The organism is Methyloversatilis sp. (assembly GCF_030696805.1).
Taxonomy (GTDB): domain Bacteria; phylum Pseudomonadota; class Gammaproteobacteria; order Burkholderiales; family Rhodocyclaceae; genus Methyloversatilis.
Genome location: NZ_JAUYRO010000063.1, coordinates 1 through 1,066, shown reverse-complemented (window position 1 = coordinate 1,066; position 1,066 = coordinate 1). Strand labels below are relative to the sequence as shown.

At 62.8% G+C, this 1,066-nt stretch carries 2 protein-coding genes; both read left to right on the top strand.

Annotated elements, in window-relative coordinates; genetic code table 11:
• Nucleotides 1–325 precede the first annotated feature (325 nt).
• A complete protein-coding gene (locus tag Q8R75_RS11480) occupies nucleotides 326–565 on the top strand; it encodes a type II toxin-antitoxin system VapB family antitoxin (protein WP_305626116.1) in 240 nt (79 codons plus the stop codon).
• Nucleotides 562–966: a type II toxin-antitoxin system VapC family toxin gene (locus Q8R75_RS11475; protein WP_305614275.1), complete on the top strand. Its 405-nt coding sequence runs from the start codon at nucleotides 562–564 to the stop codon at nucleotides 964–966. Before Q8R75_RS11480 ends, Q8R75_RS11475 begins: the two co-directional genes overlap by 4 nt.
• Nucleotides 967–1,066: the final 100 nt, after the last annotated feature.

The following is a 1,066-nucleotide window of genomic DNA, read 5'->3' as shown; positions in this document are numbered from 1 at the left end:
TCTCGCAGACGGACATCGCCCGCGCGGCAAGCGGATCTTGAATCACCCCCATCGGGCCACAGCACACGTCGCAGAACCGGCACGTCGATCAGGCACCTGCCGATGTGCAAGGTCCGTGTTCGCGATCAATGGATCGCTCCTGCAACAGCGCGCCGCTCGCTGAGCCGGCCAACCAGGCGGGGCCAGCCGTGGGCCGCTCCCACAAAAACCAGCGTCCGCCAGGCTCCGACAAGGCCGGATGTTTGTGCGGACCAGATGAATCGTTGCAGAGCGAGCGCTGTCTATCTATATTGATCATGTTGATATCAACATTCGAGGCTCTATCATGCCGCTTCAAATCGCGAACCCGAGTGTAATCAGGAAGGTCGAGCAGCTTGCGAAGGCGACCGGCCTGTCCAAGACCGCAGTGGTCGAGCGTGCACTTGACGGGCTCATCCGCGAGACGGTCGCCACATCCGACCCAGCCGGACGCATCGCTGCATTGCTGGCGCAACTCGACCGCATACCCGACCGTCCGGATGCCTACGATCCGCTCGACTGGGACGCTCACGGACTGCCCAAGTGATCGTCGTCGACACATCGGCCATCGTTGCCATCGCCTTTGCCGAACCGGAGCGCGCCGAATTCGTCCAGATCATCGGGCAGTCGGCCAAAGCACTCGTCAGCACGGCGGCAGTCCTTGAAGCACGCATGGTCGTGCACGGACGGCGCGGTCAGCGCGCCGTCATTCTCGTTGATGATTTGCTGCGGCAACCGGTATTTGAACTCGTCGCGCCCGGCATTGCCGAGGCCGATGCGGCGTACGCCGCCTTCGTCACATACGGCAAGGGCAGCGGCCACCCCGCCGGACTGAACTTCGGCGACGTTTTCAGCTACGCACTCGCAAAAACCCGTGGCCTGCCGCTCCTTTTCAAGGGCAACGACTTCTCGCAGACGGACATCGCCCGCGCGGCAAGCGGATCTTGAATCACCCCCATCGGGCCACAGCACACGTCGCAGAACCGGCACGTCGATCAGGCACCTGCCGATGTGCAAGGTCCGTGTTCGCGATCAATGGATCGCTCCT

Excerpts from the sequence above, each read along its gene's own strand:
- Q8R75_RS11480 (WP_305626116.1), top strand. The coding sequence starts at position 326 with ATGCCGCTTCAAATCGCGAACCCGAGTGTAATCAGGAAGGTCGAGCAG.